Origin of the sequence: Thalassotalea litorea (genome assembly GCF_005843925.1) — a bacterium.
GTDB classification, from domain to species: domain Bacteria; phylum Pseudomonadota; class Gammaproteobacteria; order Enterobacterales; family Alteromonadaceae; genus Thalassotalea_A; species Thalassotalea_A litorea_A.
In genome coordinates this window covers 30,531-53,332 of sequence record NZ_VCBC01000010.1, presented here as the reverse complement: position 1 = coordinate 53,332, position 22,802 = coordinate 30,531, and the positions used below count along the sequence as shown (strand labels likewise).

General features: G+C 43.9%; 20 protein-coding genes. 13 read left to right on the top strand and 7 right to left on the bottom strand.

The window, feature by feature from the left end; genetic code table 11:
• Positions 1-10: 10 nt before the first annotated feature.
• Together FE810_RS10870 and FE810_RS10865 are read left to right on the top strand one after the other, a co-directional pair.
• Positions 11-373, top strand: coding sequence for a hypothetical protein (locus tag FE810_RS10870; protein WP_138320086.1), 363 nt, complete (start codon positions 11-13; stop codon positions 371-373).
• A 3-nt stretch (positions 374-376) separates the two neighbouring features.
• On the top strand, positions 377-820 hold the full coding sequence (locus FE810_RS10865; RefSeq protein WP_138320085.1) for a phage holin family protein: 444 nt from the start codon (positions 377-379) through the stop codon (positions 818-820).
• Positions 821-830: 10 nt separating this feature from the next.
• Here the strand turns inward: FE810_RS10865 and FE810_RS10860 are convergent, their stop codons facing one another.
• Positions 831-1,457, bottom strand: a complete 627-nt coding sequence (locus FE810_RS10860; RefSeq protein ID WP_138320084.1) for a glutathione S-transferase family protein — start codon at positions 1,455-1,457, stop codon at positions 831-833.
• A 219-nt stretch (positions 1,458-1,676) separates the two neighbouring features.
• Here FE810_RS10860 and FE810_RS10855 point away from each other — a divergent pair, with 219 nt between their 5' ends.
• The 3 genes from FE810_RS10855 (at position 1,677) to FE810_RS10845 (ending at position 4,319) form a co-directional block, all read left to right on the top strand.
• Positions 1,677-1,910, top strand: coding sequence for a hypothetical protein (locus tag FE810_RS10855; RefSeq protein WP_138320083.1), 234 nt, complete (start codon positions 1,677-1,679; stop codon positions 1,908-1,910).
• Between the two features lie 67 nt (positions 1,911-1,977).
• Positions 1,978-2,340, top strand: coding sequence for a DUF1294 domain-containing protein (locus FE810_RS10850; RefSeq protein ID WP_138320082.1), 363 nt, complete (start codon positions 1,978-1,980; stop codon positions 2,338-2,340).
• A gap of 245 nt (positions 2,341-2,585) precedes the next feature.
• The gene (locus FE810_RS10845; RefSeq protein WP_138320081.1) at positions 2,586-4,319 is read left to right on the top strand and encodes a serine hydrolase; all 1,734 of its coding nucleotides are present in this window, start codon (positions 2,586-2,588) and stop codon (positions 4,317-4,319) included.
• A gap of 99 nt (positions 4,320-4,418) precedes the next feature.
• On the opposite strand, the gene FE810_RS10840 is transcribed toward FE810_RS10845, so the two are convergent.
• Together FE810_RS10840 and FE810_RS10835 are read right to left on the bottom strand one after the other, a co-directional pair.
• Positions 4,419-4,889, bottom strand: coding sequence for an EVE domain-containing protein (locus FE810_RS10840; RefSeq protein WP_138320080.1), 471 nt, complete (start codon positions 4,887-4,889; stop codon positions 4,419-4,421).
• A gap of 16 nt (positions 4,890-4,905) precedes the next feature.
• Positions 4,906-7,818, bottom strand: coding sequence for a putative Ig domain-containing protein (locus FE810_RS10835; protein WP_138320079.1), 2,913 nt, complete (start codon positions 7,816-7,818; stop codon positions 4,906-4,908).
• Between the two features lie 214 nt (positions 7,819-8,032).
• Between FE810_RS10835 and FE810_RS10830 the strand changes: the two genes are divergently transcribed.
• Together FE810_RS10830 and FE810_RS10825 are read left to right on the top strand one after the other, a co-directional pair.
• Entirely contained in the window at positions 8,033-8,641 is a 609-nt protein-coding gene (locus tag FE810_RS10830) for a YjaG family protein (RefSeq protein WP_138320078.1), read from the top strand.
• A gap of 238 nt (positions 8,642-8,879) precedes the next feature.
• A complete protein-coding gene (locus FE810_RS10825; RefSeq protein WP_138320077.1) occupies positions 8,880-9,095 on the top strand; it encodes a dodecin in 216 nt (71 codons plus the stop codon).
• On the opposite strand, the gene rsmD is transcribed toward FE810_RS10825, so the two are convergent.
• On the bottom strand, positions 9,096-9,722 hold the full coding sequence (gene rsmD / locus FE810_RS10820) for a 16S rRNA (guanine(966)-N(2))-methyltransferase RsmD (RefSeq protein WP_138320076.1): 627 nt from the start codon (positions 9,720-9,722) through the stop codon (positions 9,096-9,098).
• A 265-nt stretch (positions 9,723-9,987) separates the two neighbouring features.
• Between rsmD and ftsY the strand changes: the two genes are divergently transcribed.
• The 5 genes from ftsY (at position 9,988) to FE810_RS10795 (ending at position 16,639) form a co-directional block, all read left to right on the top strand.
• Positions 9,988-11,355, top strand: a complete 1,368-nt coding sequence (gene ftsY, locus FE810_RS10815; RefSeq protein WP_138320075.1) for a signal recognition particle-docking protein FtsY — start codon at positions 9,988-9,990, stop codon at positions 11,353-11,355.
• Between the two features lie 133 nt (positions 11,356-11,488).
• Positions 11,489-12,172 carry a cell division ATP-binding protein FtsE gene (gene ftsE / locus FE810_RS10810; protein WP_138320074.1) on the top strand — a complete coding sequence of 228 codons (684 nt, stop codon included), beginning with the start codon at positions 11,489-11,491 and terminating at the stop codon, positions 12,170-12,172.
• Positions 12,169-13,131 (top strand): permease-like cell division protein FtsX, encoded by a 963-nt coding sequence (ftsX, locus tag FE810_RS10805; RefSeq protein WP_138320073.1) that lies wholly within the window; start codon positions 12,169-12,171, stop codon positions 13,129-13,131. The genes ftsE and ftsX overlap by 4 nt, the downstream gene beginning before the upstream one ends.
• A gap of 197 nt (positions 13,132-13,328) precedes the next feature.
• Positions 13,329-14,195 (top strand): RNA polymerase sigma factor RpoH, encoded by an 867-nt coding sequence (gene rpoH, locus FE810_RS10800; RefSeq protein ID WP_138320072.1) that lies wholly within the window; start codon positions 13,329-13,331, stop codon positions 14,193-14,195.
• A 383-nt stretch (positions 14,196-14,578) separates the two neighbouring features.
• Complete coding sequence (locus tag FE810_RS10795) at positions 14,579-16,639, top strand: putative bifunctional diguanylate cyclase/phosphodiesterase (protein WP_138320071.1); 2,061 nt, start codon at positions 14,579-14,581, stop codon at positions 16,637-16,639.
• Between the two features lie 59 nt (positions 16,640-16,698).
• On the opposite strand, the gene rep is transcribed toward FE810_RS10795, so the two are convergent.
• Positions 16,699-18,738 carry a DNA helicase Rep gene (gene rep, locus FE810_RS10790; protein ID WP_138320070.1) on the bottom strand — a complete coding sequence of 680 codons (2,040 nt, stop codon included), beginning with the start codon at positions 18,736-18,738 and terminating at the stop codon, positions 16,699-16,701.
• Between the two features lie 185 nt (positions 18,739-18,923).
• Here rep and ubiK point away from each other — a divergent pair, with 185 nt between their 5' ends.
• On the top strand, positions 18,924-19,178 hold the full coding sequence (gene ubiK / locus FE810_RS10785) for a ubiquinone biosynthesis accessory factor UbiK (protein ID WP_138320069.1): 255 nt from the start codon (positions 18,924-18,926) through the stop codon (positions 19,176-19,178).
• A gap of 157 nt (positions 19,179-19,335) precedes the next feature.
• On the opposite strand, the gene ilvA is transcribed toward ubiK, so the two are convergent.
• Both ilvA and ilvD read right to left on the bottom strand, forming a co-directional pair.
• Positions 19,336-20,895: a threonine ammonia-lyase, biosynthetic gene (ilvA, locus tag FE810_RS10780; RefSeq protein ID WP_138320206.1), complete on the bottom strand. Its 1,560-nt coding sequence runs from the start codon at positions 20,893-20,895 to the stop codon at positions 19,336-19,338.
• A gap of 41 nt (positions 20,896-20,936) precedes the next feature.
• Entirely contained in the window at positions 20,937-22,796 is a 1,860-nt protein-coding gene (gene ilvD, locus FE810_RS10775; protein ID WP_138320068.1) for a dihydroxy-acid dehydratase, read from the bottom strand.
• Positions 22,797-22,802 lie beyond the last annotated feature (6 nt).

The following is a 22,802-nucleotide window of genomic DNA, read 5'->3' as shown; positions in this document are numbered from 1 at the left end:
GGATCAGATTATGGTTGAATCAGATAAGGCAAGTCAGACGTTGGCAGAAATAAAACGTTTGCAACAGCAACTTGCCAAGCTTGAGCGTGACAATATTGAAACAACATCAAGCGCAACGGAGCAAGGCGATGACGTCTGCTCTGCCAAGCTTGAGCCATCCCAAAACACTGCAACGGTCGCCAGCAAAACTGCAGAACCTTTGACCGAACCCTCAACAAATCACGCAACTGGGCCCGCAATTGGCGCCTTAAATGAACAGCAACAATTAGAGCAGTTAATGGAAGATTTAAAACATGAGTTGAGCGAACACCAGGGAGCCAGCGTACTCGGAGCCTTTGCTTTGGGCTTTTTACTCGGCCGGTTAATAAGGTAAATTATGCTTAGCGCCCACAAACTAAAATTTAAATTACTCTACAAAGCGCAATCCGGATTGCTTGAGTTGTCACTTCAACAACTGCTCGGTCGCTTAGTTTTTATCTGTATCGCATTATTTCTGCTGCTTTTAACCTTTATCTTTTTAAATATCGGCTGTTATCATTTACTTGCGACCACATTCGGATCTTGGCAAGCGGCGTTTATTCTAGGCGCTGTAAACCTATTTCTCACCCTATTGATGCTTTGGCTTGGTCGCAAAAAGCCCCCTTCCAAAGAGCAGCAAATTTTGCAACAGGCAAGAGATATGGCAGTTTCCGAGATTCAGGCCGATGGACAACAGGCCAAAGAGTTGTTTTCCCCTGGCAGTCTGTCATCGAGCCATAGCTTGATCACTCTGGTTAGTCTAATGCTTGACGTTATTAGAAAACGTAAGTTAAAAGGGTAGTTGCCCACACCTATACGCCCATTGCTGTCAACAAAGGCAAAGCGTCTGCCAGAACTTTTTGATAAGACGCTCGTGCCTGAGCCCGTTGGAAGTAAGCTAATAAATTACCATATTCTTGAAAGGGCATATGCCGCTCAGCATAAAGTAGCGGTGGGATAATGGCACAGTCTACGTATGTAAACCTCTCCCCCATGATCCAGCTATTTCCTTGGAGACGCCTATTTAACTGCTCATAGCAATAGAGTAGGCAACGTTTCGCCTCGTCAACCTCTGCCGTCCGACGGTTTTTCGCAAACATTAGGGTGACGATTGAATTGTTTAAATACAAATCGGCGACACGATCGAGAAAATGCATTTGCCGAATCTCATCGTAATTGCCTGCAGGAAATAATCGCGTGCCGGAATCAAAATGATGGTCGAGGTATTCAATAATAATGCTCGACTCTGGGATCAGGTGCTGATTATCGACAATCAATAGCGGAATTTTACCCAATGGGTAAATACGGCGAAACTCCTCGACTTCCTGTTGATCGAGGATATTTACCAAGTACGGTTCGAAACTGACTTGTTTTTCATATAAGGCCAGAAGAACCTTTTGGGAATACGTTGAAACGGGATAATAATAAAACTTCATCATTGTTCCCTACCTCTTCAACAAATGTGTTCACAAGTGTAGTCAAGATTGTAGATTTCGCTGTCAGGAGCTGACATTACATTTTTTGAGCAATCAATCAATGTCAATACGTTTTCAATATTTTAATTTAGAAATAACATGTTATTAACACTATCCAAGGGCGAAATTTTTGGTTATCTTGTAATTGAAGTTACGTAAATATATCTCAAGGAATGCCGGTTCATGGAAAAAGATCGATACCTTATCTCCTGCAATCAACAGCTGCTGGAAATGTTTGAATTAGCCAAACTCAATAAGGATACCGACCGCCAGAAGTATCGTCTTGAAGGCTACATGCAAGCGGGTATTGAATTGGGTATTTTTACTAAACAACAAGCCGACAAGATCATGAACCGCGCTCATCGGCAGGTATTTCAAGAAAATACAGAGTCAGAACAAGTCACAGCGTCGAGCTAAACTTCCCCCAACTGTCACTCGAAAATTAATAGCTTAATTCATTCGGACTTCAGAAGAGGTAATTCGTATGCGCCAAGGAACGTTAATTCGACTGTTTCCCGCCAGTATATTCATGATGATACTGATACTGGCTTATGTGCCTGGTTTTATTCCCAGAGAATTATTTTTGGGGTACTTAGGGGTAAGTTTGTTTACTTATCTCGCGTATGCCACTGACAAGCATTCTTCTCAGCGCGGCGGTAAAAGAACCCAGGAAAGCTCGTTACACTTACTGTCCACGATCGGGGGATGGCCGGGCGCCGCATTTGCCCAACAGATTTTAAGACACAAAACCAAAAAACCTTCATTTCGGGTAGTGTACTGGCTAACGGTTATTGCCAATGTGGCAATTTTCGCCTGGTACCTGTCCCCTTATAACAACATCCTGTAATCAAAACACGGTTAAATCTGGTGGCGCATGTACTTTTTGGCCACCAGGCGCAATTACCTTTCCTAACCTGCGGCAACATTCTGGCACTAACAAAGTTTGCCAACTGGCTCTTTTGTCATTCCTCTAGTATCCCTACCCTTAGGATAATGAATATTGATATGGGGTGGTTTCACTATGTTAGCCCCAAATTTATTGCATAAATGCCAGCATGTTTACTGTAGTTTCAATGTGTTAGAGGATTAAAATTGACACCTACAAAAAAGCTAAAACGTATATTGATTATGTTGACGGCCACCTTGATTTTTTCCTGCTCGATGGCGGATCTCAGTAGTCACAGTGCTCAAGGTACGTATCGACAACAAGCTACCTATGAACATTTAATGGGCAACGCCTCACAAACGTTTTCAACTCAGGCATTTGCTCAGAAAAATTCATTGCAGCCGGGTAACCGTTTTTCGGGGAGTTTGCGTATTAGCGGCTCGCCTGTTTTTTCCCAAAATTATGGAAAAACAGACGATTTACCAATTGATTATGCAATCTGGCCGCCATTTGATTATGAGTTTATTCAGGATGGTAATCGGTTAATTCCAACTGACCGGGGCCATGGTTTTGTTGGCAGTGGTGCCTGGTCGGTTAGCGCCGGCGTTGGCGCGGTTTGGGATGAAGCAGATGACAATGGTTATTCCCGGGCAGCGTTCCCCTACACCATTAAACAGAACAATGCGAATTGTGAACACAATGGCCTTGCCACGTTTTTGTTTAAAAATGACGGTTCTATATCAAAGGTGCATGTCCAGAATGTGGCAGAAACCTGTATCTTTTATGGGTTTGAGTTTTATGGCAATTTAAACGCAACGTATACGCCACATGCAATTTCCAATGCCGCCACGGTGATCCGTGATCGTAACATTGAAGAAAGCCATTGGCTGCCAGCCAAGCCATTGGCAGATTTAACCATTGAATTCCCCCGCGTGGATCTGCGCAATTACGGGTATGCCATAGATGCCGACGATATGAATGGTTACGGTATTTTAGTGAAAGGCACAAGCTACACCGAGGGCTGCACCACACGTTATGGCACTCACCCATATTGTAAGGATAAAACCATTGGGGTGTACTCATTCACCAAATCCATGTATGCCTTTATGATTGTTGCCGCTCTCGAGCATCGGTATCCAGGATTTAAGCAGGAGTTGATTAAAGACTTAGTCCCTGAGTGTGCCAATGACAGTCGCTGGGATGGTGTTACTGTGGAACATGCGCTTGATATGGCAACGGGTAATTACGCATCGGCAAACTATGGCGCGGATGAAGACAGCACAGCCATTGTCACTGGATTTTTTAACCCGACAACACGCCGTGCCAGAGCCGAATTTGCCTGCACCGGTTGGCCTAAGAAAGTCGCTCCTGGCACCTATCATGTTTATCACACCACAGATACGGAATTGGTTGGCTGTGCCGCTGCAGCATTCGCCAACATGAAACTTGGCTCCGGCGCTGAGGCCTTTGACGATGTTATTGTGCCTATCTTTGATGCGATAGGTTTGAGTCATTACGCTCGTGGTATTCAGCGCACCAGTGACACTCAAGATGCCTGGGGTGGATATGGGTTGTCCGTGACCCTGAATGATGTCCTCAGATTTGCCAAATACCTAAGAGATGACGCCATCAATGGCAAGCTCCTCGACCCTGCAATGGTCAAAGAGGTACTAAGCGGATCACAACACGGTCTTTATGCCCAGTTAACGCATTTTCATTACGACAATGGCTTTTGGCGATTTCATGCTGGCGCGGCGTCTGCGATACGTGCTTGTGGCGATTTAACTCAGATCCCGGTTATGTCAGGCTATGGCGGTCACACAACGATAATTCTACCAGACGTGATCATTGCGCAATTAACCGATGGTGGCGGTGTGGGCTTTTTAAACACCATTAATGATGTATTTAATAATATCAGTGATGCCTGTCCAGCCAATTAAATGCCTATGACTGGCATCGAGTCATAAGCCGAGTCTTGTGGCCGGGCTTCTAGTATCATTAAACTGGGTGCCTTGGATCCCTGTTTCGTGATCCCTGCTTTATGATAACTGTTGCCCTTTAAGTGCCAGTATAAATTGCCAATGCTTTTCTTCAACGGGTTGAATCGATAACCGGCCGCGATTTACCAGCACCATATCTTCAAGTGGCGGCTGTTGTTTCAATAAGGATAACGGAATAAGCTTGTCGAATTTTTCGATAAAGGCCACCTGAACCGCCACCCAGCGCGGATTTTCCTGTGTCGATTTTTCATCAAAATACTTGCTGGTGGGATTAAACTGGAACGGATCAGGAAACGCCGCTTTAACGATTTCACCAATGCCGGCAATGCCGACATCTTTGCAACTGGAGTGATAAATAAAGACTTTGTCGCCGACACGTACCTTATCTCGCATAAAGTTTCGCGCTTGATAGTTGCGAATACCTTCCCAGCACTCGCCTTCAGGGCCAACCTTAGCTAAGTCATCGATGCTGAATTCATCCGGTTCGGTTTTAAATAACCAGTAATTCATAAATTAATCCACTGTTTTAGCTGTTAACGCGAAGCCGGCATAAATAGCCATTTCTTCGACAAACCAAAAACCCCAGTAAGGCTATCAAATACACATTGAAGCTACCGCTCGAATCGGCTGTATTCTCTTTGCCCTTTTTGTTACTTACCATTAGAATCTCAACTTCCAAAGAGGCTCCGCTAGGATCGGTAGCCACCACCGTCAGGTTGAAATCTCCAAACTCTTCTATGGTTCCCGAAATATATCCCTGTCCATCTCCATTTAGACCTGTAGGAAGACCTTGGTAGCTGTAAGATATTACATCTCTATCAGGGTCTCGAATATATTCAGGCAAATCAAGAGTAAAACTATCTCCGTTTGATAGATAAATAGTATCGATTGTTTGATAAAGTTCAGGTGTGTCATTCACGTTAATGGGTATGATCGTGATTTTATGTTCACCATCATCTTGGCTATCAGATGTAAAGTATATGTTAATGGAAGCAATCTGAGTCGCAGAGTCTGGATAAGGGAATATGTGTTCGTTTGTTAACTGCCCTGTAATTTTTGTCCCGTCAAACGAAAACCCATTTGGCAAACCTTCAAAATGTAAATTGGAAGGGTTAATAAAGTCATGAGAAAGATCGAACTTAAATTGCTCATCTTGTAAAACGTTTACAGGGCCCGCCCTAAAAAGTTGAGTTCCACTTGCATTAATACTCGGGAATGACCCGCTGATATCAAATGCAGTAAATTCACCATAAGAAGTAACATAAAACCCTAAAGACTCACTTTGGTGATAAAAATATTGTTCACCAGACGTATACTTATTGGGTAACTCTGAGCGCAAAAATGGAACCCATCTTTTATTGTTATGATTTATATAAACCCGCTCACCAGACCTAAGTAATAGATAATCATCATTTTCTGTAGAAGAGTAATCCCATTGAGAAGACTTTAGCAATCTCGAGAAAGATTTATCGAAAACCAACCCACTACTTTCCCATAGACTCGTATTATCATTCCACGAATAATGGTAAATATCGTCATGTGCAATATATAAATCATCTTTAGTTTTAGTCGCATAGGCAAATTCGACACTATCTACTCGATTGTAGGAGAGCGAAGACACCGCACGAGTATCAAAAACCTGATCTAACTCAAATTCTCGCTTTTGTTCATTAAAACTAAGTAAAAAATTCCCGACAGGTTCTGAATACAGATGAATTCCAGTATCCGCAAATAGAAAACTTCCTAGGTTGTCGAGTTTAAAAAACCTGTAGCCCTCTGCTAGGTGCTGAAAATCAAATTTTTCCAATAGGTTTTTGCTTTGACAGCCATTGATTGTTCCATTGTCTTCGATAGTGCAAGTACTGATCTCGGGGTGCAACTGTGATGAGAATAACAATGCGAGATGATTGTCCGACAATATCACACTTTGTGCCATACTTCGGGTTCCGTTTAATGAGCTAATCGGCTTTCCTGGATGTTGCACAAAAGCACCATTTTCCAAAGAAACCTGAACAAGCTCTATCGTTGATTCCATTGATTTGTATGACACAAAATAAAAGTTATTTTTTATCCGGCCCGCATAGGTATAAGAATGAAATGTTCCTGAAATTGGCGCGTAATTGAAGGTAAACTGATCAATGAACTTCCACGATTCTGAATTGCTATCGTACTCCCAAAGATAGATACTATCTTCATATCTCGGAGCCCTATATTGTGCCTCACCATTAACAGTTCGCGTCGTGCCAAGCAATAATTGAGAAGTTTTATGATCGAAATCTTTTAAGGAAAGGTTAGCAGGTAACCTGTCAAATTCAGCGAAGTTCAAAGCATATTCAGATACATTATAAGGCTTATCAATCATAGCAATCATATGTCGATGAATAGGATCTTCACGAATAATCGAAATCATGCTCTCAGTTATAATATTAACGAGTATAGGTTTCGAAATTACAGACGGTTGGGACTTTGATAAGTAGAATTCATTATTATTGAAATTGAGAGTGTTTTTTACAATAGAATTTGTCGCCCAATCGATATTAACTTTACTAATTTCTCCATCAACCTTCTCAATATAGCTGCTTAACTCACTATTAAACTCAATGTCGGCGTCTTCAGTGGCATGCTGAGCCAATATCGACAACTCTCCATGTGCATCCAAGCGAAAGAAAGTCGCTTCATTTCTATCTTTCCGGAAAAAAACGTTTAAATCGGAATGGTAAGTTTGAAAATCCAAAATACCGGAAAATCGATGGTCGTTTTCTGCTTTGTAATTGACAGATATTGTATTTAACTCAAAATCTAACTGATAAGAAATTGCTATACCGAAACTAGATACATTTATGATCTGCTGATCATCTACGTCATATACAAAAGTTAAATCTTCATCGCGCCCTTCTAACCTGCCTTCTAAATTGGCGACCAGCTCAAATTCATAGCTGTTATTGTTAAATCGCCAAAGTTGTTGTGCACTACCAGAATCTAGTGAAAGGATTTCATTTTCCTTGAGGGTTACCCAATTTTTCCAAAAAGGTTTAGTTTCAAATGACTTTGTAGTCTTATGGGTTAAATAGCCTTCGTCTTCAACGGCAAAGACCATATAGGAATCTTTTCCTATGACATATAATGCATCTGCAATTAAAAACACTCGTACAAATCCAAGTGATGTATAGCGAGATTGCTCCATTAACAGGTTTTTAGTTAATACCTGTTTAAGTACGTACTCTTCCCCATTCTTGAGGCTATATACTTGGGCTTTAATATTTCCGTCTGATAGTGATTCAATTTGATATAAAGTTTCACTATCTTGATGGTAAAAACTTTTGTCTAAGCTTTTACTGATTGGGTGAATAGTTTCGTGTATTTCATAAACTGGAACAGCGTATAGATAAGGTGACACTATTAAGAAAAGCGCCCAAACTAGGGCTAATCGGCGAATCATACTTCATCCTTAATTGACGATTGATGTCATGTAAAATCATGATTTATATAGAAAGATTAAAAAACTCTGACATTAAATCATAATATCTGAAAGAAAAATACACATTGACATGCTTTTAAATTGGCTCTTTTTATTTTCAGTGATCCAGTTTCTTATTATTAATTGCGATTTGGTAAGTTATAATATCCAACAAATAAGTTAACGGACTCTTGCTGTGCCAAACCCTGAAAAATTAACGCAATTAACCCTGTGGCAATTAACCGCCTACAGTGCCGCTCTTATCGAACGTATGCTCCCCAACTATCAAATGTTTAGTGAGGCATCTGAATTTGGTGATACCAAGTTACTTCGCAATCAATTGGATTTGGTTTGGCAACGTCTGGCGCAACCACAATTTAAACTGAATTTTGCCGTGCAGCTGGAAAAACTGGAAGAAGTGATCCCAAACGTCGAAGATTTTGATTTTTTTGGTGTCTACCCAGCACTCGATACGTGTATGGCGCTAGGCTCACTATTGCAGGGCATGCAGGATAAAGACGAACAGACTCTCAATAATGTGGCGTTATTGTCTACTGGCAGCGTCAGTTATTATCTGGAGCTAATGCTGGCACAGGAGCAGTCTGAGGAAAATCAAGATACTGAGGCTGAAATCGTTATTCAGCAAGCCGATGTCGATGCTCATCCGTTAATGCAATGGGAAATGGAAACTCAGCAGGAGCTACTAGAATTCGCGCTCAACGCCAAAGAAAGTAAAGAAACCTGTCAACAACTCAAATCCATGGCCCTGAGTGAAGGTATGTCTAATTTAGGGATTGAAATCTAACCAGTACAACTTATGTCTTAAAAAAGACATTCAGATTTAAGTTTTCGCTAACCGTTACGTCATATAAAGCGAACAATGACGGTTAGCGTCGACTGACCGCCCAAGTTTTAAATCGGATTTTTTAACCCGATCCTCCTATCTCTTAGCATCAGGCGGTTTAGGCACTTCCTTTTCCACTAACAGCACGGCTTGCAACGTCTATACTTGCAACAACATCCCGATTGTTAAATGGTGCCCTATGACCTCACATCACACCTACAAGAAAGTCGAATTGGTTGGCTCCTCGCCAAATAGTATCGAAGAGGCGATTCAAAATGCCCTCGATGAAGCAGCAAAAACAATTCGCAATTTGAATTGGTTTGAAGTGATAGAAACTCGGGGCCACATTGTCGATGGCAAGGTCGCCCATTATCAGGTGACCGTGAAAATCGGTTTTAGGATCCAATACAGCTGATTAGTCTGGCTGGCGCTGATACAAGCGAGAGACCACCTGCCCTGCAGACTTTTCCTTCAGTAGTTGCCAATTTTTCGGTAACTTGTCCGTATCAAACTGTTGTTCGGTTTCCACATAAAGGATCGCATCATCGGCGAGTAAATTTTGCTGTTCCAGATGGTCGGCAATTTGACTCGCTAATCCTTGATTAAATGGTGGGTCGATAAACACCAAATCAAATAGTTTTGTTGGGTTAAAGGCAAATATACTCTGACACAGAACCTCACTTTGGTTGTCCTGTAATCGTTGAATATTTTCTTTGATATTTTTCGCAGCTAATTTTTCCAGCTCAACAAAAACAACCTGTTTCGCGCCCCGGGATAAGGCTTCAAATCCGAGACTGCCGGAGCCAGCGCAACTGTCCAGACAAACAGATTCTGCAACATAAGGCATCAACCAATTAAACACCGTTTCTTTTACTCTATCGGTCGTCGGTCTCAATCCCTGCGCATCGAGCACTGGTAATTTCCGCCCTCGATATTTGCCCGCAATAATCCTGACTTGTCCTGCCCTTGCTGATTGAGCATTTTTCCCCGTCGATTTTCCAGATTGCTTGCTATTTTTTCGTGCCGGCTTTATTGATGCCATATTTGTCTAAACCTTTAAATCTTAATCTTTTGCGTCAAAACCCCAGAAAGCCAAAAATCGCGACATAACCACCGTTTCTGAGCGATTATTATCCTCCTCTGGTTTTTAAACATGCTCGGAGGTGCTACTATACTGACCTTAATTTCAGGCTCAGGTTTTCCTGGATATAATGTTCCTTATTGGTCACCAATTTTATCCTTGATTTGCCACTTTACCAATGCCTGCATCCATCTAATTGAAGATCATCAAGTGTAACTTAATTATTATGGCTAAAAAGAAAGGATTATTTTCCTGGTTTAAAAAGTCCGACGAGACGACGCAATCACCAGACGAGCAAGCAAACGAATCGGTTGATACAACGCAGCAAGATGTTGCGTCAGAAACCGAAAGTGTTGATGACGTTGTAACAGATGAGCCTGCAGAAATAGAAAATTCTGCCGCGACAGGTGCTCAAACAGAAACTTCTGACGTTCAGGGCCCTGACGTGGACCTCGATGCAGAGCAGACGTTGTCAATTCATGCTGACGAAAAATCAATCCCGCAAGATTCTTCATTTGAGGAAGGCTCTTTATCTGCTGAAAGCTCTCTATCTGCTGAAGGCTCTCTATCTGCTGAAGGCTCTGTATCCGCAGATACATCCGACATCGATGCGACGCCGAACGATGCGATACAAAGCGCCGCTCAACCGGACGCTCAGCCCGATACGAGTGAATCACACAAGCCTGGTTTTTTCCAGCGCCTGAAATCCGGCCTGACGAAAACCCGGCAAAACATTGGCAGTGGCTTATTTGATCTGTTCCGTGACAAGAAAATCGATGATGAGTTATTCGAAGAGTTAGAAACGCAATTGTTATTAGCGGATGTGGGTGTCGAAACCACTACCAAGATTATTGATTCACTAACCCAAGCGGCCAATCGTAGTCAGCTAAAAGATGCTGAAGCCTTATATGAGTTGTTAAAACGTGAATTGGAACAGATTCTTGCTGGTATAGACACCCCGCAAGAAAAAACCATTGATGGACCGAAAGTGATCCTTATGGTTGGCGTTAATGGGGTAGGGAAAACCACCACAATAGGTAAACTTGCCAAGCAATTTCAGGCCGAAGGTAAATCGGTAATGCTCGCCGCAGGCGATACATTCCGAGCCGCTGCCGTGGAACAATTGCAAGTCTGGGGCGAGCGAAATGACATTCCTGTTGTTGCCCAGCACACAGGTGCCGATAGTGCTTCGGTTATCTTCGATGCGATTAATTCAGCGAAAAGCAAAAAAGTCGATATCCTGATTGCCGATACGGCGGGTCGCTTGCAAAACAAAGCTCATCTGATGGAAGAGCTGAAAAAAGTCGTGCGAGTCATGAAGAAAATTGATGCCGACGCTCCCCATGAAATTATGTTAACCATCGATGCGGGGACCGGACAGAACGCATTGAGCCAAACACAGTTATTTGATGAAGCTGTCGGATTGACGTCACTTGCCGTAACTAAACTCGATGGTACCGCCAAAGGTGGAGTTATCTTTGCCGTGGCCGATAAATTTAAAATCCCTATCAAGTACCTTGGTGTCGGCGAAGGTATCGATGATCTGCGGCAATTTAATGCCAAAGACTTTATTGAGGCACTGTTCGAAAAATAGCGAGCGTGCTAGTCTAGGGTCTATCAGACTTTCGAGATTAAGTTTTGTTCATTCAGAGCACAAATATTAATACTGAAAGATAAACAGGCCCTGACAATATTCAGTAGTCCGACAACAAAAACAATAATCGTCGATGATAGATTTTAAAAACGTTAATAAGACTTACCCAGGTGGCTTCCACGCCCTGAAAAATATCAATTTTTCCCTGCAAGCTGGAGAAATGGCGTTTCTTACTGGCCACTCCGGTGCGGGTAAAAGTACGCTGCTAAAACTCATCACCCTGATGGAAAAGCCAACTTCCGGGCAGGTTATCATTAACAATAGCGACCTGAGTAAAGTCAGCTACTCGCAAGTGCCTTATATTCGTCGCAATATCGGGATGATTTTCCAAAATCATAACCTGTTAATGGATCGTACGGTTTTTGATAATGTCGCATTGCCACTCGTCATTGAAGGCTTAACTCCGCGCCAAATTCGCAAACGGGTGGAAGCCGCCTTAGATAAAGTCGGACTTTCCAGCAAGTTAAAATGTTACCCGTATATGCTCTCTGGTGGCGAACAACAACGAGTAGGTATTGCTCGTGCCATCGTCAATAAGCCACCTATCATTCTTGCCGATGAACCTACGGGTAATCTCGATCCCAAGTTATCGCTTGATATCATTCAATTGTTTGAAGATTTTAATGCGGTCGGTGTTTGTGTGCTTATTGCCACCCACGACCTTGGCCTGATTGCCCGCATGAAATACCGTAACCTCACCCTGACACAAGGCAAGATGATCACCGACGGTTTAGCGGTTACGGAGGCGAATGAATGAAAAATAATACCCAAAAAACATCACCTTCATTGATTGCTCGATTATTATCGCCAATTCACCAAGGCCAACAACTTATCGCTTCGTTTCACGATTTGTGGCGCACGCCAATGGCATCGTTAATGACCATTTTAGTGTTGGGGATCAGTTTGGCGCTACCGGCAACCTTGCACTTATTCAGTAAAAATGCCGAACGCGTAAGCGCTCAATGGCAAACCGCGGCAGAAATTTCCGTGTTCCTGAAAATGTCGGTTACTGAAGCCAGCGCGCAGAATTTGGTGCAACGTATTAAGCTGTATCCTCAGGTTCAACAGGTTCGCTATATCTCAGCGGATGATGCAATGGACCAATTCAAAAAATTATCTGGGTTTGGTAATGCGCTGTCTTATCTCGATACCAATCCATTACCCATCACCTTGCTTGTTACACCAACTCAACGCCATTCCCAACCAATGGCAGCAAAAGCATTGCTGGAAAAGATTCAAGGGGAGCGCGAAGTCGAACAAGGCAAGCTTGACGTTGAATGGTTAACCCGCTTAGAGGCGATTATGGTACTGATCAAAGACATTGTCTTTGCATTGGCCGCCTTACTGAGCTTTTCCGTCGTGTTAATCATCGGCAATACCATTCGTCTTGCCATATTGAACCAAAAAGACGCAATTGCCGTAATGAAACTTGTCGGCGCTACCGACGGTTTTATCCAACGCCCGTATTTGTTTACTGGTTTTTGGTATGGTGTCCTTGGGGGTCTGTTGGCAAGTGCCACAGTCAGTGTTTTAGGGCGTTATTTAGGTTTAGCGATTAGCTCTTTGGCAGAACTCTATGAGAATCAGTTCAGCATGCAAGGTTTGAATCTTCAGGAACTCGGGGTTTTGCTGTCCATCGCGGTATTTTTAGGGCTGTTAGGTAGTTATATTTCTGTGAGAAAGCATATCCGGAGTATTGAACCAAACGCTGATTAAGTGGTCAAAGGTTGGGTGAGAAGTTATACACCCCTTGAAAAAACCTTTCTCCAATCTTATATAAGCTATACTAATCAACCAGTTAATTATCGGTTCGCAAACCTTTTCATTTTGAAACAATTTATCCCACTTATTGGGTTAGCGATCTTGAAAAAGCTGTGCTAGTATCCCAGATCCAAGTAATAACGAGGTATTGAATGAGTAATACTATGCAATCAATGGCATTGACAGTTCCCCAAAGCGGAAGCATAGAAGCCTATGTGCAGTCCGCATACAGTATTCCTATGCTCAGTGCCGAACGTGAGCAAGAACTGGCGTCGCGCCTTTATCATGATAATGATTTAACCGCGGCTCAGGATTTGATCATGTCTCACTTACGTTTCGTGATCCATATTGCCAAAGGTTACTCTGGTTATGGTCTGCCGCAAGCAGATCTGATTCAGGAAGGTAACGTAGGCTTGATGAAAGCAGTAAAACGCTTTAACCCTGAGGTCGGTGTACGTCTGGTATCTTTTGCGGTTCATTGGATCAAAGCTGAAATTCATGAGTTTGTGCTGCGTAACTGGCGTATTGTAAAAATCGCGACGACAAAAGCGCAACGTAAACTGTTCTTCAACCTTCGCAAGAATAAAAAACGTCTTGGTTGGTTTAATCAAGAAGAAGTCGATACGGTTGCAGAAACACTAGGCGTCAGCACCAAAGACGTTCTGGAGATGGAATCGCGCATGGCCAATAGCGATCAGGCGTTCGATATCACAGATTCTGATGACGACAGTGGCAGTGCAGCACAGTTTGCACCCGCACAGTTTCTCGAAGATAAATCTTCGGAACTTTCAACTCAGGTTGAATCTGAAAACTGGGACAACCATGTAAACGGCCAGCTAGTGCAAGCACTCTCGACTCTTGACGAGCGGAGCCAGCACATTATCAAAGCCCGTTGGTTGGACGAAGATAAAGCCACATTGCAAGATTTGGCTCAGACTTATCAGATTTCCGCAGAACGTGTGCGTCAATTAGAGAAAAATGCATTAGGCAAACTCAAATTGGGCATCGCCGATATCTAAATCCTGAATCCGGATTTAAGAATAAAAAAGCCAGAGTCGACTCTGGCTTTTTTGATCCTGGATTCAAATGACAACACTCCTTTATGTTGCTGCTGACACGACTTTGCATCAGCCGTCATGCGGACGATCTGTAAAATATTCTATTCTGTCTAGCCGCGAATCCACATCGAACGCTATCGTCTCCTTTGTCCTTTTGGTAATGCACATTTAAGCCATGCGAATGCAGGTTATGATCCTCAAAACGATCCTTGCCCCTAACTACGACAGCTTTAGTATAATTTCCGCGCTTATTGAGTGTATAAAAAACCGACACAAACCTATAGCAATGCCGAAAAACTCTGTTAAACTATTTGATCTAACGTGATTTTTTTAAGGTACCTTTCATGGATTCGAAAGGAAAACAACAGGGCAAGGCGAGATCCGCCAAGGATCTCGTCCCGACAGTACCCAAGCTACGGTCGCTTTTGAAAAAGTATAAACAGACGAAAAAGGTGCAAACCGGCTTGTTGAAGTTATCGGAACTTTGTAGTACCGAGACGGATATGGTTTGTCTGTATCGTAACCTGCAAAAAATCATTCGCGAATACTTTCCTGCAGAAAACCTTTATATCGAGCGCTTTGATGGCAAAGGTAATGACCCCTATTACATCAATGAATTATTCTGTGCACCTATCAAACCACAACTCCATAGAGACATCATCGATTTTATCTCTGCCATCGCCAAACCTGTTTATCTGAACCATGATCAGGTTGTTATTCTGGAAACCGATGATGAAATCGTAAAGCGTCCATTTCCGGTGCGAAATGATAAAACCAAATTGGTTGATGTCTGGTTAATGGCGCCATTAATGGTAGGAACAAACGCCTTTGGTCTGGTCGCAATCAAAGGCTTTATCAACGATAGCCAGGACGCGCTCGAAGAGCTACATCTGATCCGCTTTATCGCTCGGCAGATTTCCGCATGTATTCAGCGATTTCAGGCGATAAATCAATTACAAAGCTATTCTCAGGATATTAATGAGCTTGTCGGCGAGCGTACCGCCGATTTGCAACAAACGAATCTACGTTTACGTAAGCAAGTTGAAGAGCGGCGAGCCATAGAGGAGCAGCTGTATTTTGCGGCTCACCATGACACATTAACCAAATTACCCAATCGCGCGATGTTTTCCGATCGATTGGAGCACTCCCTAAAACATGTAAAACGCCATCCGAATCATCGTTTTGCTGTGCTGTTTATTGACCTTGACCGATTTAAAGTAATTAACGATACCCTTGGGCATCATATCGGCGATTTATTGCTCATAGAAATCGCTGAACGAATCGCCGACTGCATACGCGGAAACGATATTCTGGCTCGTCTTGGCGGCGATGAATTCGTTATTTTGCTTGATACCCTGGTTCAGCACGAAGACGCCGAAGATATCGCCCAACGTATTATCGAAACCATTGAAAACCCCTTTGACATCGATAACCAGGAGCTTTATTCCAGCGCCAGTATCGGCATTACGGTATGCGATCGCCGCTATCAAAATGCCGCGGAAGTCTTGCGCGATGCTGATGCCGCCATGTATCAGGCGAAGGCGTTGGGCAAAGGCCGTTTCATCTTCTTTGATGATTCCATGCGCGAACAGTTAATGGCCAACTTAAATCTTGAACATGAATTGCGAAAGGCCTTAAGAGAGCAGGAATTTACCCTACATTTTCAAAAAATCACCGATTTAAGTCATGATCAGGAAAATCCACAGACCTTGGGGTTTGAAACGTTATTACGTTGGCAACATCCGAAACGGGGATTACTCAGCCCCGGCGCATTTTTAGAAGTTGCGGAAGAATCGGGATTAATTATCGATATTGAATGCTGGGTGCTTGCTAGTGTTGCTGAGCAATTACAACGCTGGGATCATGAAGGTAGTCATAGTAATACCTTTGTCAGCGTCAATCTCTCACCAAAACAATTGCACCACAAGACTCAGGTAAAACAACTGATTGAAGTCATTCATCAACATTTCCCATCGCCAGAACGTCTGATCCTGGAATTTAACGAACGGGCGTTTGTGCAAAATCCTGAGCAATCTTTGCAAGCATTGAAAACGCTGAAAACCGCCGGCGTGAAATTGGCACTGGATGATTATGGCCACGGTATTTCTTCATTGAATTACCTGAGTAACTATCCATTTGCGTTTATTAAATTACACCAGTCTTTTGTCAAATCATTAAACAACAACGAAAAGAACCTTACCCTCGCAAAAAGCTTGCATGAGTTAGGTGATAGCTTTGGCTTCCGCTTGGTCGCCGAAGGTGTAGAGACTCAGGCTCAATTAGATTTGGTGAAAAAAGCGGGCTGTGATTATGCTCAGGGGTATTTCATTTCACGTCCGCAGGCGGCTGACCTACCAAAGGAAGTGAATAGCGACAGCGATGACGATGTCATCGATTGTGCCTAACTGATAGCAATATAGAAGCCTTGTTGAACGGCAGGGGGAATATAAACGTTATTCACCAGCTATTTAGCGCCAGCGTCAGTTTTTTTCGCCGCTAGCATCGCTCGCAACCCCGCCACTCCAGCTTGGCCGGTTTTTTGTTTTTCTTCCGCCGATTGACGTTTTTCACCCCCGGTTTCCCAAACGAGATCGTCTTGTGGCATTTCATATAAAAAGCGGGATGGTTCAGTAATGATCAACTCACCATACTGGCGGCGCTCTTTTGCATAGGTAAAGATAAGTTCTCGCTGTGCCCGTGTTACGCCAACATACGCCAAGCGACGCTCTTCCTCGACATTGTCCTCATCAATACTGGTTTGATGGGGCAACATGCCTTCCTCCATGCCAATTAAGTAGACATAGGGAAATTCCAGCCCTTTCGACGCATGTAATGTCATCAATTGCACCTGATCAGACTCTTCTTCTTCTTCATTGCGTTCCATCATATCTCGCAATGTCAGACGCGTGACAACCTGTGGTAAGGTCATGGGTTCATCCATGTCCGTACCTTCTAGCATGTCTGTGACCCAGGAGAATAACTGCGTCACATTCTTCATCCGCATTTCCGCCGCTTTGGCACTTGGTGAAGTATCGTAAAGCCAGTCTTCATAATTAATGTGTTGAATGAATTTTCGTAAGACCGCAGCCGTATCACCGCGCATGGCATTATCTTCGGTCTCAACCATCATTCGTGCAAATCGTTGCACATTGGCAAGACCACGCCCCGTAAGATGTTGTTCGAGTCCCAATTCAAAACTCGCCGCAAACATACTAATTTGACGCATATTCGCGTAGGTACCGAGCTTTTCTAATGTCGCCGGGCCGATTTCACGACGCGGCACATTCACCACGCGTAAAAACGCATTATCATCATCAGGATTCACTAACAAACGTAAGTAAGCCATGATGTCTTTGATTTCAGAGCGCGAAAAAAATGAGGTGCCGCCACTGATTTTGTATGGGATACGATTTTGCATCAGTACCTTTTCAATCAACCGCGATTGATGATTGCCCCGATACAAAATTGCATAATCCTTGAATTTGCTTTTATTTAAAAAACGATGACCTAACAACTCACCGGCAATGCGCTCCGCTTCGTGATCTTCGCTTTTGGTGCGGATCACTCTTAGCTCAGGGCCATACTGCAATTCAGAAAACAGTTGTTTATCATAAACATGGGGGTTGTTGGCGATAAGGATATTGGCACATTTGAGAATTCGTCCGGAAGAACGATAGTTTTGTTCCAATTTGATCAGTTTAAGCTGAGGAAAATCTTTACCCAATAACACCAGGTTTTGCGGCTTGGCACCACGCCAGGAGTATATTGACTGGTCGTCATCACCAACCACAGTAAAACGAGCCCGTTCCCCCGCCAGCAGTTTTACCAATTCATATTGACTGGCATTGGTATCTTGATATTCATCGACCAAAAGGTACTGTATTTTCTTTTGCCAGCGTAGCCTTACTTCCTCAAAATTACGCAATAACAAGGTTGGTATGAGGATCAAATCATCAAAATCCAAAGCATTAAATGCCCTCATATGCTGATGATATTGTTGATAAAATTGCGCAAACAATGATGCTTCTTCACCCTGTGCATGTTTGATAGCAGCATCCGGCAGCATCAACTCGTTTTTCCAATTCGAAATACTGTTTTGCAAACGTGACAATAACTCTTTATCACCATCGAGCTGCTTTTCCGTCAACTCTTTAAGTAGCGCCAGAGAGTCCTGATCATCAAATAAAGTAAAGCCAGGTTTAAAGCCTAAGGTTTTCAATTCTCGTCTGACAATATCTAATCCCAGAGAGTGAAACGTCGATACCACAAGACCCCGGGTAAGATCACGGCCGAGCATTTTACTGACCCGCTCTTTCATTTCCCGTGCCGCTTTATTGGTAAAAGTAACCGCCGCGATATTACGAGCTTTGTAACCACACTCTTGGATCAAATAGGAAATTTTTTGGCAAATTACCCCTGTTTTTCCAGAGCCCGCGCCCGCTAATACCAGGCATGGACCACTGACGTAGTTTTTTGCTTCATTTTGACCAGGGTTTAATTTCATTAATGATTGAACGGATATGAGTGAGTTGAATGTTGGCAATTTTACCGAAATACGTGCAGAGTCGAAAGGTCGGATGCAATAAATATGTCCGTAAACACTATAGCGGCCCCCGATAAACTTAAAATCTTATGGTTTACCTGCTAGGATAGGTGCCAAATAACGTGCCACTTCGTTGCGAGAACACTATGATAAACCCGAAAAAAATTGAAGAAATCGCCAAGCAAATTACCGAATCCATTCCGCCAGGAGTGAAGAATGTCGCCACCGATCTGGAATCAAAAACCAAAGAAGTGTTACAGCGTAAGTTAGCGCAGTTAGATGTGGTCACGCGAGAAGAGTTTGATGTGCAAACTCAGGTTTTGGCGAAAACACGAGCCAAGCTTGAAGCGTTGGAAGCGAAATTGGCGGAATTGGAAGACGCACTTAAAGAGCAAAGCTAACGCTTTGCTCTTGGCTGTCGAGATAAACTGCGTCGAAGGACAAAGCGCGGAGCAAGCCGCGTTTGTGTTTACAGGCCATCGCCATTCAGAAAAGGCTAATAGCCTTACCCTTGGGACCTATCATTACCTTAATTATTTAAAGTGACAATGAGCCGGTCTACCGGTGATTTAAAAATGCCTGATACGCTGGATTGTCGGTTTCTTCCGCCCATTCGTAACCAAGATCTTGTAAATGCTCGAAAAACTCTTGCTGTTCATTGTCATTAACTTCAAATCCCGCCAACACCTGACCAAATGCTGAACCATGATTTCGGTAGTGAAATAAAGAGATGTTCCAAAGCTCCCCTAAGGTATTGAGGAAATTCTCCAATGCGCCAGGATACTCAGGAAACTCAAAGCTAAACAGTCGCTCTTGAGTTGTATTTTGGCTTGTACCACCGATCATGTAACGAACATGCAGTTTCGCCAGCTCGTTATCGGTTAAATCCTGCACCTGATAATCATTCGCTTCTAATGTTGCGATCAGTTCACGTCTCTCTTGCGCACCTTCAGACAAACGGATACCAACAAAGATATTCGCTTGATTGGCGTCAGAAAAACGATAATTAAATTCGGTGATCACTCGACCACCAAGGGCCTGACAAAAGCGACGAAAACTGCCTTTTTGCTCAGGGATGGTCACCGAGAAAACCGCTTCTTTTTGCTCACCCAGCTCGCAGCGTTCAGAGACATACCGCAAACTATGAAAATTCATATTGGCGCCGGACAATATCGCCACTAACTTCTCATTCCCCGGAGAATTCTGACAATATTTATTGATGCCCGCTAACGACAGTGCGCCTGCAGGCTCTGCAATCACTCGGGTTTGTTCAAAAGTTTCTTTGATCGCGGCGCAAATTTCATCGGATGTTACTGTAATAACGTCATCACAATATTTATTAATTAAGTCAAACGTCTGCTCGCCTATGCGCTTAACCGCCACACCGTCAGCGAATAAACCGACATTATCCAAATCCACGGGTTTTCCGGCATCAAACGCCGCCTTTAAACAGGCAGAATCTTCCGCTTCCACGCCAATGACTTTGACTTGAGGGGCGATTTGTTTGACATAAACCGCAATGCCTGCCAACAGACCACCACCGCCAACGGGGACAAAGATCGCATCCACATCAGCCAACTGCTGAAGGATTTCTTTACCGACCGTACCTTGACCGACAATCACATCAGGATCGTCAAAGGGTGGCACAAAGGTTTTTTGCTCTTGTTCAACAAATTCCAGACAGGCTTGCTGAGCTTCATTAAAACTCTTACCAATAAGCCGCACCTCGGCACCAAAATGACGAACATTGTTCACTTTGATTTCCGGCGTGGTGATTGGCATCACAATCGTTGCCTGTACTCCTAAGCTTTTTGCCGCCAAAGCCAACCCTTGGGCGTGATTACCCGCAGATGCGGCAATCACACCATGCTGACGCTGTTCTGGCGTCAGCCCTTGCAATTTGTTGTAGGCGCCGCGCAATTTAAACGAGTGGACCGGTTGTTGATCCTCGCGTTTTAAATAGACGTCATTATTAAGCTGGGTCGATATTTTAGGTAAAAAGCTCAACTCCGTTTCTTTGGCAATATCATACACAGGCGCCATCATAATCCGGCGCAGGTAACTTAGCGCCAAATCTTGATCTTGCTGTGTCGATGTTGGTGTTTTCTGAGCTTCCATAGCGACCTCAAGGGTGTCTTTATGTTTCAAGGTCAAAGACCCTAGGATTGAAATTTGTCGAGCAATTCAGTATTGCGAATAGCGCCTTTATCAGCACTGGTTGCTAACATTGCGTAAGTTTTCAATGCATAACTGATCGGACGTTGACGATTTACCGGCTTCCAGGCGCCTTTACCGCGACTTTCCATGGCTTGTTTGCGCTGAGCCAATTCCTCATCAGATATCAGTACATCAATTTTACGATTGGGAATATCAATATCGATTCGATCATCATTTTCAATCAAGGCGATTACGCCGCCGGATGCCGCCTCTGGTGAAACATGACCAATCGACAGACCGGAAGTGCCGCCAGAAAAACGACCATCGGTGATCAACGCACACTTAGTGCCCAGCCCCATGGATTTGAGATACGTCGTTGGGTATAGCATTTCCTGCATACCCGGACCACCTTTTGGCCCTTCATAACGAATCACGACAACGTCGCCTTCAACGACTTTACCGCCTAAAATCCCAGATACCGCAGCATCCTGAGATTCAAAAATGCGCGCCTTACCTTTAAAAACCAGGTTCTCTTCGGCAACGCCAGCCGTTTTAACAATACAGCCATTTTTCGCAACGTTACCGAACAACACTGCCAATCCGCCGTCTTGAGAGAAGGCGTTTTCTTTTGAACGAATGCAGCCATGTTCACGATCATCGTCCAACGAAGGGTAACGACAACTCTGACTAAATGCCTTAGTGGTGCGAATACCAGCCGGTCCGGCACGGAAGAATTCTTTTACTGCTTCATCATCGGTTTGCTTTATATCGTACTGCTTGAGCTGTTCTTCGAGAGACATCCCCAATACGTTAGGAACGGAAACATCCAGCAGGTCTGCGCGAGCAAGTTCACCAAGAATCGCCATCACCCCACCGGCGCGATGCACATCTTCCATATGATATTTCTGCGTCGATGGCGCGACTTTACAAAGGTGGGGAACACGGCGTGATAATCGGTCGATATCCGCCATGGTAAAATCAATTTCACCTTCCTGAGCCGCGGCTAACAAATGCAATACGGTGTTGGTCGAACCGCCCATGGCGATATCCAGGCACATGGCATTTTCGAATGCCGCTTTAGTGGCAATCGAGCGAGGCAGCGCAGTAGCATCATCTTCTTGATAGTAACGACGCGCCAGTTCCACCACACGTGTGCCAGCACTAAGAAATAATTGCTCGCGGTCGGCGTGGGTCGCCAACATCGAACCATTACCGGGTTGGGCTAAACCTAACGCTTCTGCCAGGCAGTTCATAGAGTTGGCCGTAAACATCCCCGAACAACTACCACAGGTAGGGCAGGCTGAACGCTCAATTTGGTCGGATTGCTCATCGGAAACTTTTGGATCGGCGCCCTGAATCATGGCATCAACCAGGTCCAATTTAATGATTTGATCGGAAAGCTTGGTTTTCCCTGCCTCCATCGGTCCACCGGAAACAAAAACAACAGGAATGTTTAAACGCAAAGCGGCCATCAACATGCCTGGGGTGATTTTGTCACAGTTTGAAATACAAACCATGGCATCGACACAGTGGGCATTGACCATATACTCAACGGAATCGGCAATAAGTTCCCTTGATGGTAAAGAGTAGAGCATGCCGGAGTGACCCATGGCGATACCGTCATCAACGGCAATGGTATTAAATTCTTTGGCAACACCACCCGCTTCTTCAATTGCGCCAGCAACAAGTTGCCCCATGTCTTTAAGATGAACATGTCCGGGGACAAATTGAGTAAAAGAATTGACGACGGCAATGATCGGCTTTCCAAAGTCGCTATCTGTCATTCCGGTGGCACGCCATAGAGCGCGGGCACCTGCCATGTTACGACCTTGAGTTGAAGTTGCAGACCTTAATTTAGGCATAGTACA

What these genes read in the sequence shown, in the direction of transcription:
- ubiK (WP_138320069.1), top strand. Translation starts at nt 18,924, where the DNA reads ATGATAAACCCGAAAAAAATTGAAGAAATCGCCAAGCAAATTACCGAA.
- ilvA (WP_138320206.1), bottom strand. Translation starts at nt 20,895, where the DNA reads ATGGAAGCTCAGAAAACACCAACATCGACACAGCAAGATCAAGATTTG.
- FE810_RS10825 (WP_138320077.1), top strand. Translation starts at nt 8,880, where the DNA reads ATGACCTCACATCACACCTACAAGAAAGTCGAATTGGTTGGCTCCTCG.
- ilvD (WP_138320068.1), bottom strand. Translation starts at nt 22,796, where the DNA reads ATGCCTAAATTAAGGTCTGCAACTTCAACTCAAGGTCGTAACATGGCA.
- FE810_RS10870 (WP_138320086.1), top strand. Translation starts at nt 11, where the DNA reads ATGGTTGAATCAGATAAGGCAAGTCAGACGTTGGCAGAAATAAAACGT.
- ftsY (WP_138320075.1), top strand. Translation starts at nt 9,988, where the DNA reads ATGGCTAAAAAGAAAGGATTATTTTCCTGGTTTAAAAAGTCCGACGAG.
- FE810_RS10860 (WP_138320084.1), bottom strand. Translation starts at nt 1,457, where the DNA reads ATGATGAAGTTTTATTATTATCCCGTTTCAACGTATTCCCAAAAGGTT.
- rep (WP_138320070.1), bottom strand. Translation starts at nt 18,738, where the DNA reads ATGAAATTAAACCCTGGTCAAAATGAAGCAAAAAACTACGTCAGTGGT.
- rpoH (WP_138320072.1), top strand. Translation starts at nt 13,329, where the DNA reads ATGAGTAATACTATGCAATCAATGGCATTGACAGTTCCCCAAAGCGGA.
- FE810_RS10850 (WP_138320082.1), top strand. Translation starts at nt 1,978, where the DNA reads ATGCGCCAAGGAACGTTAATTCGACTGTTTCCCGCCAGTATATTCATG.
- ftsX (WP_138320073.1), top strand. Translation starts at nt 12,169, where the DNA reads ATGAAAAATAATACCCAAAAAACATCACCTTCATTGATTGCTCGATTA.
- FE810_RS10855 (WP_138320083.1), top strand. Translation starts at nt 1,677, where the DNA reads ATGGAAAAAGATCGATACCTTATCTCCTGCAATCAACAGCTGCTGGAA.
- ftsE (WP_138320074.1), top strand. Translation starts at nt 11,489, where the DNA reads ATGATAGATTTTAAAAACGTTAATAAGACTTACCCAGGTGGCTTCCAC.
- FE810_RS10865 (WP_138320085.1), top strand. Translation starts at nt 377, where the DNA reads ATGCTTAGCGCCCACAAACTAAAATTTAAATTACTCTACAAAGCGCAA.
- FE810_RS10840 (WP_138320080.1), bottom strand. Translation starts at nt 4,889, where the DNA reads ATGAATTACTGGTTATTTAAAACCGAACCGGATGAATTCAGCATCGAT.
- FE810_RS10795 (WP_138320071.1), top strand. Translation starts at nt 14,579, where the DNA reads ATGGATTCGAAAGGAAAACAACAGGGCAAGGCGAGATCCGCCAAGGAT.
- FE810_RS10835 (WP_138320079.1), bottom strand. Translation starts at nt 7,818, where the DNA reads ATGATTCGCCGATTAGCCCTAGTTTGGGCGCTTTTCTTAATAGTGTCA.
- rsmD (WP_138320076.1), bottom strand. Translation starts at nt 9,722, where the DNA reads ATGGCATCAATAAAGCCGGCACGAAAAAATAGCAAGCAATCTGGAAAA.